This is a genomic window from Aeromonas sp. Y311-2 (genome assembly GCF_027706025.1).
GTDB lineage: Bacteria > Pseudomonadota > Gammaproteobacteria > Enterobacterales > Aeromonadaceae > Aeromonas > Aeromonas veronii.
This window is the reverse complement of sequence record NZ_JAPDCL010000005.1, coordinates 226,608-234,901: the sequence shown is the minus strand read 5'-3', so window position 1 is coordinate 234,901 and position 8,294 is coordinate 226,608. Positions and strand designations below refer to the sequence as shown.

Below are 8,294 nucleotides of genomic sequence, written 5' to 3'. Positions count from 1 at the left end.
CGGCCAAAGGGATCAGACTGTAAATCTGACGGCTCTGCCTTCGAAGGTTCGAATCCTTCTCCCTCCACCATCATTCAAGAAAACCCGGCCTCGCGCCGGGTTTTCGCTTTCTGCTATCCCCCTCACACTTTTTCGGCATTGTCAGATCTGACAGTTGCAATTGCATCCCATCTTGCTCATCGTGGCATCATCGACATCAGAGTGTTCACATCATGTTTGAAGTCTGGGACGAGCATGGTCACGCCACCGGTCTGACATTGCAGGCGCTCAAAGTCAGAATCAGCAACGACTATCAGGGTGATCTGATGGTGCGCTACAGCAACAAGCTGGGACTCCCCACGACCCTCTTTCTGACCATTCATCAGGGCGTTGCCTATCAACGCTTCAAAGCGGGCTCGCCAAAACTGGATTGGGAATGGCTGGCCACCGCAGGCAATGGCCACAGCCCCCGCAATTTTATGAGCGAACAGTTCCCCTTACTCCAGCTCTCCCTCGATAACTGAATGCCCCTCTCTTTCGCTCAATAACGTCAATTCATCGATGATTTGCTGTAATTGGGTACGAAAGCGTGTCAGCTCATCGGTACAAGCTGGCGATCCAAACTGACGGATTTTTTCTTCCAATCGCCATGCCTGTTCAGCCAATTCCGGCGCCATCATCATGCTGATGGTCCCCGCCTGACGATGCACCCAATTGGCCAATGCATTGTCATCAAGTGGCTCCTGCACCATCGACTGTTCAAGCTCCTGGCGAAATAGTGGAAACATCTGCTGCAACTTGTCACCATGACCAAAAAATGCCTCCATAGCTGCAATATCAATCAAGGTTGGCGCGGGTAAGATCTGCCACTTCTGCAACATCTGATGCAGAGCATCCAGCAGCACCGGTTTGCCCAACAGATCGTCCATGCCCGCGGCAAAACAGCGCTGAGCCTGCTCTGGCAACACATTGGCCGTCATGGCGATGATCAGCTGCCGCTCGCCTTTCTCTGCAGCCCGTATTCTGCGGGTAAACTCGTAACCATCCATCACCGGCATCTGACAGTCACAGAGCACCAGCTCATAGGGATGCTGCGCGACCATCTCGAGAGCCTGCTGGCCATGCTCTGCCACATCGCAGTTCATCCCAAGTTGCCTGAGCTGGCGTATCACCAGCGACTGGTTGAGGGGATTATCCTCCACCAGCAATACCCGGCAGGGCTGCATGGGTGCGCTCTTTCGCATCGCTTTCGTTGCCGTCCCATCGCTCAAGCCAAGCTGGCGATAGCAAACTTCCCGCACCGCATGCCAGGTCATGGGATTGCTGTTGAGGATGTAACCCTCCTCATCACAACGATAACCGAGAGGGGTTGCCAGCGGCAGCACCCGGATGAGCCCGTTGCCCGCCAACTCATGGTCTGTGAAACGCAAATGAGCATCACCAGACTCCAACGTTCGTGTTACCCCCAAGGCATCAAGATGCAACAGCAGGGTGTGGCACAGCTTCTCGTCATGGAGATCGATATGGGCTTGCACGCCATTGAGACGGAGATCAGGCTCTCGCTGTGCCAGCACTGGCAACGTGACCGTCAGGCTGATGAAAGTGCCCAGCCCAGGAGCACTCTCCAGCCGGATCTCGCCACCCATCAAGGTGGCCAGGGTCTGGCAGATACTCAGGCCCAAGCCGGTACCACCATAACTGCGGGTGGTGGAGCTCTCTGCCTGTTCAAAGGCATTGAAGATCCGGCCAAGCGCCTCTGGGCTCATACCGATGCCGCTGTCGCGCACACCGAAGCACAATTGCTGATGCCCCTCCCCCTGCGACAGCAGTTGCACCGAGATCTCGATAAAGCCCCGCTCGGTAAATTTGATGGCATTGCTGACAAAGTTGAAGAGGATCTGGCGCAGACGCAGCGCATCACCACTAACCCGAGCCGCCACACCGGCATCCGCCCAGAGATAGACGCGCAATCCCTTGCGATGTACTTCGCTCACCGTCATGGTCAGCACGCTGTCGATCAATTCACGGATGAGAAAAGGGGCCTCTTCGAGTTGCATTTTGCCCGCCTCCAGCTTGGCGAAGTCGAGCACGTTGTCGATCAGCGCATGCAACCCCTGGGCACCGCGGTTGATAACCTCGACCATCTGGCGCTGATCCTGGGTCAGCTCGGTAAAAGTGAGCTGTTCCGCCATACCGACAATGCCATTCATGGGCGTGCGAATCTCGTGGCTCATGGTGGCCAGAAACTCCCCTTTCTGGGTGGCGGCAGACTCCGCTTTGGCCTTGGCTCTGGCCAATGCAGCCTCAACCTGATGACGACGGACTATCTCCTGACGCAGCCGCCAGTAAGCCACCGACAACACCAGAATAAAGAGCGTGATCGCCACCCCGGCGGGCAGCAGGGTACGCACCAGTTTCGCTCTGGGGATACCTTCGCTGTAATTGAGCGCCAGCCAGCTGTTGCGTATCTGGCGCTTCTCCTTGTCGCTCATGCTGGCAAGCACCCGGTTGGTCAAGGGCAGCAAGGGGACGTAAGGCTCACGTACTGCAACGGCCAACTCATCCTTGAAGGGGGTGGGTGCGGCAATATGAAGTCGGTCATCAAACTGTTCGGTGATAAGACGGGAAACCACCACCAGATTGCCGATATAGGCATCCCCCTGCCCTGCTGCAACCCGGGCGAGCCCCTCGCCAGCACTCTTGGTCGTGATCAGTTTAAGGTCAGGCACCATTGCCCTCAGCTGGGGGATCAGCATACTGTCGGTCAGCAACAGCTTTTTACCAGCCAGATCAGAGAGATCCCCGATCGGAATACTACCGCGCGCCGTCACCAGCACCATCGGGAATGATGCGAAGGGTTCGCTGGCATGCCAACCCACCAGCCGCTCGATAATGCGAGCGGGTAATACCGCCAGGTCGACTTCGTGATGCAGCAGTTGCTGTTGCAGGTCAGGCCAATCCTTTACCGATATTCGGCTGTAAGCCAACCCTAACTTCTCTTGCAACACCTTCAGATAATCCGCTATCAAGCCGACCGAGTTGCCCTCCTCATCGAGATGGGAGAAGGGCACCCAGCCGGGGATCAACCCCAGCTTGAGCGGTGGCAGCATCGAGAGCCAGCCACGCTCATCAGGACGCAGTAAAAAATGACTGTGCCCCATAAAGTTGGGCTCCAGGCTCTCCCCCAACCAGCGTTTCTCCAGTTCACTGCGCGCCTCGACCGTTAGCGACTGAATGGCAGTATCAAGCCGGATAGCAAGAGTGTGTTTCTGGCTGGCGACGCCAAGATGCAGGGTTTCCATCAACAAGGGAGACTGGGCAACCACCGCCAACGCCGGGTGACGCTCGATAAACAGATTGGCCACATGAAGGTTGCCGATGTAGGCATCTGCCCGACCTTGCTCAACCGCCAGCAATGCACGGTGCGTATCGACAAAGAGTCGCGGTGTGACATTGGGATAGTGCAGCTTGACCAGCTTCTCGGTCAGAAAGCCTTTTTCGATAGCAATGCTGGCGGACTGCAACCGGCTCACATCCCGAAACAGGGGGCTGTCCTGACGAACCACCACCACGGTCGGCGAAGTGTAGTAAGGCAGGCTATAGGTGACACACTGACGCACCTCAGAATTAAATGCATCGAGCAGGATATCCAGCTTGCCACGGCAGGCATCGGCATACATGGTTTTCCAGTCAGGGTAGACCTGCCAGGCAATCCGGTAGTCAAGCTTTTTGGCTATTTCCTCCATCAATTCAACACTGAAGCCAGCGGCGACCTTGCCGTCCCACTGCTGGAATGGTCCCCATCCGCCAGCCAATATGCCCACTTCAATCGTTGGTACAGAATGTACCTCCGCCGAAAATACGGAAGGCGTCAAGGAAAAAACAGCGACAATAATTATGAATCGCTTGATTAATGACATAAGCAAACAATACATAGACATAACGATTCACATATATTTGTCAAAAGATATATGCTCCTAAAAAAATGGGGTGCGCACGGTAGTATAGAAATGTTAGCTTTGGTAGCCTGAATATTATTCACCGTTTTATAAGAGGCTCATCCATGTCCTTCAAGATTATTCTTGCTGATGACCACCCCTTGATTCTGACCGGGATCCGTAGCCTGATTGACCAGATAACACCCCATTGTGAAGTGATCGCCGAGGCATATCAGGTATCTGACTTGCTGAAATTATTGCAACAGCATCATTGTGATCTGTTGATCACTGATTTCAGCATGCCGGGAGATATCCGCTGTGATGGACTGGTGATGATCCAGCAGTTGCGTCGGGATTATCCAAACCTGCCCATTATTGTGCTGACCCAGATCCAGAACAGCGCCATCTTGCAATCTCTTATTCAGGTTGGGGTCAACGGTCTGATACTGAAAAAATCGGTTATCAATGAACTGGCCGATGCCATTCGCCAGATATTGCTCGGTCATCGCTATATTGGTCCTGCGGTAAAAATACTGCTGGCCAATGCCGGAATCTCTGCCCAAGGCGAACCCCACCCGCTTACACCAAAGGAGAGCGAAGTGGTGCGCCTACTTGCCAGCGGCATGTCCGTCACTCAGGTTGCCGACTATCTTCATCGCAGTGTCAAAACCATCAGCACCCAGAAAAAGAGCGCAATGATACGGCTGGGTATTAGCAGCGATAGCGCCCTCTTTGACTATGCCAAAAGCAGCGGACTCTATTAATCAATAGCCGCATCAAATATCAGGGTAACATCACCTTTAAAGGAGGAGCCAGGGTATTTCATCATCTCGGCGACCGTCCCACCCACAATCTGAAATCGAATCGCTCTGGCAGCATTGATAACCGGACTTCCCTGTACAGGAAGTACAAATCTGGTTTTATTTGTAGTCAACAGAAACATTTCATTTATGCTGTTAACATAGTGCGTTTTTAAAGGCACTGTTCGCCCCTTGCTATCTTTTAATGCGCACTCGCCACTAGTAGACCATTGATATTGGCAACGAAGTGAGACAGTAAATGGGGCACTAAACCATATTCGAAAAGGAAGATCTTGCTGCAATATGCTTGGCTCTCGCTTTCCACTATGAATCCAATTACTCCACCCACCTGGTGGCAATAAGGTTACTTGGCTATGGCCATCGCTATCTCCTTTGGGAAAATCAACTTTCAATTGATGACGGACTGTCAGTGTAAATTTAAGTTCATGCTCTGTTCCCCCAGAATAGGTTGCATCACCCAGGTCAATATCCTTATTACGCCCCACCATTATTTTTAAACTACCAGTATACTTTCCGTTTGACATAGTCAATGGATTAGGTGCTTTGATACGAAAGCCATAATTCAGCCAATCGACAGAGTATGATGTTCCATTACCAAGTTGGCTATTGTGATAGCACTCAGACGCGCCATTTTGAGCTAAATCATTAATAGAATATAAAAAAAGTTGCCCAGTTACTACAGACCCGAACCACCCCCAAGTACTAAAGCTTTGATAGCAATCACCACCAATAGTATGCATGGGCCATCTATTATTATTGACAATTGGATACTCCATTTTTATTACCTTGGCACCTATATTGGTTGGAATAAATGCCAATTCATGGCGTTCTCCATTGTTGCTATTTGTCAACGTGACCTTTTTAGGCCCAGAAAGTCGATAGTAACTTAGGTAGTTCTGTTTACCCTTCGCCGAATTTATTGTTTTTCCTATCGACACAGGGAGTTTTACTATAACCGATGACTCTAGCGGCTTCAGGGGATCACAATAAGAAATCTCATTGCCGACATCGCACGGAGTGGTGTTGATAAAACGCCCACCACTCACTTCATAACTCTCCGGTTTATAGTCTGCCGTAATATCAATCACATCAGCCAAAGAAGAGTGACTGATAATCAGTAGAACTAATATTTTAATGCTTTTCATTTTTTACAGTAACACCAGGTGAACATATTAACTCTCCCAACATAATAATCTCCGATGCCTCCGTGCGACTCTGCACTCCTGACGAGTTGTTGCAACGGAGAGTGCCATTATGTTCCACGCTAAATTGTGGCTGTCGTCGACTCGCCTCCAGCGCAAAGAAGCCATCGTTTTCGGTAAATGCCCGCCCTATGGGGTTGCTGACCATGGCACCACGCAGCGGCCTATTTTGCTCGTCGAGCAGGCGACCAATCACAGTGACGGTACTTATGGCGTTCACCTGGCCATAGCCCACTCCGCCGCGATTAAGGTGGTAGGGGAGCACGGTGGGCTTGATGGTGAGCGGCGTCCCCTCGTGGTCGGCCATCTCCAGTTGCAAGGCACCGCTCTGCAAGGCTGGCACCGAGACCAGATGGCGACCGGGCCCAAGGGTCTGTACGCTGCCGTGATCATCGCTGACCCGGATCCGCGCCGCCTCATCATCGGCCGCAATATCGAGGATCATCGCAGCCTCATTGCCCATGCCGCCCATCTCGCGAGAACCCAGTGCTAGCTCCCCCTCCCGTCCCAGTGCCACCACGCTCTCCAGATTGATACCGCCAGTCACCTGTTCGTTATAGGAGGAGTGCTGGGCAAACAGGTCGCCCCCCAACCAGGGAGCCGCGAAGCGGCCATAGCCGGATAGACCGGTACCATAGCTGTCGTGGGTACTGCCGACGCTGACCTGACGCAACGGGCCCCAATCCACCTCCTGCTGGTAGTTGAGATAGGCGCTGCGCTGGGCACCGCCCGAGCGGGAGGTATTGCTGCCCAGCCCCAGCGACAACTGGCGATCATCTCCCCCCAAGTTGATAGTGAGACTCAGCGTGCTACCGCGATCCCGCTGCTGCGCCGTGCTCTCGCTGCCAGGACGATCGAACAGGGTCACCCCCCAGGTCACCCAGCGCCCCCACAACCGATCGCTATAGTGCCACCCCACATCAGCACCATTGCCACGACCAGACTGGTGAGAAACATAGAGACTGAGGGAGCCCCACTTTTCCAGCGACTGCTGCAGTGACAGACTGGACACCGCAGTTGCTTCAACCTGCTTGCGCAGATTGCGCGAATGGCTGGCCACCAGACTGCTGTTGCCATGCCAGTAGATCCCCTGCAGATCGTAGCCCCACCCCATGCCAACACTCTGGTTGAGGGAGGCAAAGCCGTGAAGCTGACTGGTCGCCTCCCAGTCGAGCGAGAGGGAGTGCTGAGTCCGTCTGTCCACATACTGGCTACCCGCCCCCACCACCAACGAAGGAAGCAACAGGTGGTTCACCGCTACGCCGCCACTGGCGCCTTCCAGATCGCTATCTCCCTGCCGCACCAGCCAGCGGGTCTGACGCCCGGCAAAGAGGTTGAAGCGCCACGGCTCTTCCGGCGTCTGCCAGTTGGAGGGTTTGTAGATCATCTCGCGCCAACGACGGGTCTCCTGACCATCCTCCAGCAGCCGCAGCTCTACCTCGTAGATACCGCCGGGCAGCGAGCGGGTATCAAGCGCCTGCAGACCGGATACGACCAGCTGGGACTGGATCAGGTTGCCGTCCCGATAGATCTCCACCATGCCCGGTCGTGCCGGTGCCACCTGGATCGGCGCCAGACTGGGCACCCCGCGTTCCCGACGTAGCAGATCCGAGCTGCCCCACATCACGCCAAGCACTGTGGGCGTCGCACCACTGTAGTAGTTGGGTTGACGCACCAACCCCTGCGCCGAGGGAAAGAAGAAGCCGAGACGATAAAAATTGGCCTCATGGAGCCGTTCTCCATAGACCTGAGCCATCCCGAGATCAGTTGGCCCACCCTCTTGCCAGGTGGCATCCCCCTCCATAAAAGGGGTCCACTGTCCCCAGCTGCCCTCCAGCTGCAGGTTGTAGTGACCGTTGCGCTGACTGCCCTGTACCAGGTTCAGCTGGTTCTGGACCAGCAACCCCCTGCTCTCTTGAGGCAATGCTATAAAGCGCTGATCCCGCGCCTCCTGCTCTACCTCACCGGTCAGTACCGAGAGCTGGGACTCCTCCAGACTATATTGCAATCCCACGATGCCTTCGGGACAGGCACGGCTGCACTCGCCGAGCGGCAGGTGCGACCCCAACCTGGTCAGCCAGCGTTCACGCGCCCCCTCGTCAAACTCGCTCTCCTGCACATCCACCAGTGAAAGCAGCTGTACCGAGTTATCCCGCCCGAGCAGCACTTCCCCATCCCCCAGCAGGCGACCGTCGACGGTCACCCGCACCATCAGGGGAACACCAAAAAAGTGCGCTTCAAACCCTTCTGGCAACTGCCGCGCCTGTTGCAGCAACAGTGCCGGGTCTGCCGCCGCCAGTGAGGCAAAGAGCAACGACCCGAGCAAGAAAAGAAGAGAACGAACCATGAAGTGC

The 8,294-nt window shown here is 54.6% G+C and carries 5 protein-coding genes; 2 read left to right on the top strand and 3 right to left on the bottom strand.

The features are described from left to right. Positions 1–212: 212 nt before the first annotated feature. Positions 213–503, top strand: a complete 291-nt coding sequence (locus tag OKC42_RS07530; RefSeq protein WP_042082561.1) for a hypothetical protein — start codon at positions 213–215, stop codon at positions 501–503. Here OKC42_RS07530 and OKC42_RS07525 read toward each other — a convergent pair. Continuing rightward, the gene (locus tag OKC42_RS07525; protein ID WP_270819379.1) at positions 477–3,794 is read right to left on the bottom strand and encodes an ATP-binding protein; all 3,318 of its coding nucleotides are present in this window, start codon (positions 3,792–3,794) and stop codon (positions 477–479) included. The two genes, OKC42_RS07530 and OKC42_RS07525, sit on opposite strands and share 27 nt — an antisense overlap. A 248-nt stretch (positions 3,795–4,042) precedes the next feature. On the opposite strand from OKC42_RS07525, the gene OKC42_RS07520 reads away from it, so the two are divergent. After that, positions 4,043–4,681, top strand: a complete 639-nt coding sequence (locus OKC42_RS07520) for a response regulator (protein WP_103250811.1) — start codon at positions 4,043–4,045, stop codon at positions 4,679–4,681. Here the strand turns inward: OKC42_RS07520 and OKC42_RS07515 are convergent. Both OKC42_RS07515 and OKC42_RS07510 read right to left on the bottom strand, forming a co-directional pair. Continuing rightward, positions 4,678–5,883, bottom strand: a complete 1,206-nt coding sequence (locus OKC42_RS07515) for a hypothetical protein (protein WP_270819378.1) — start codon at positions 5,881–5,883, stop codon at positions 4,678–4,680. The genes OKC42_RS07520 and OKC42_RS07515 overlap by 4 nt on opposite strands. After that, a complete protein-coding gene (locus OKC42_RS07510; protein ID WP_270819376.1) occupies positions 5,870–8,287 on the bottom strand; it encodes a TcfC E-set like domain-containing protein in 2,418 nt (805 codons plus the stop codon). The genes OKC42_RS07515 and OKC42_RS07510 overlap by 14 nt, the downstream gene beginning before the upstream one ends. Between the last annotated feature and the right edge of the window lie 7 nt (positions 8,288–8,294).

Bases quoted from the DNA above. Each gene is read 5' to 3' on its own strand.
- OKC42_RS07530 (WP_042082561.1), top strand. From the start codon at position 213: ATGTTTGAAGTCTGGGACGAGCATGGTCACGCCACCGGTCTGACATTG.
- OKC42_RS07520 (WP_103250811.1), top strand. From the start codon at position 4,043: ATGTCCTTCAAGATTATTCTTGCTGATGACCACCCCTTGATTCTGACC.
- OKC42_RS07515 (WP_270819378.1), bottom strand. From the start codon at position 5,883: ATGAAAAGCATTAAAATATTAGTTCTACTGATTATCAGTCACTCTTCT.
- OKC42_RS07510 (WP_270819376.1), bottom strand. From the start codon at position 8,287: ATGGTTCGTTCTCTTCTTTTCTTGCTCGGGTCGTTGCTCTTTGCCTCA.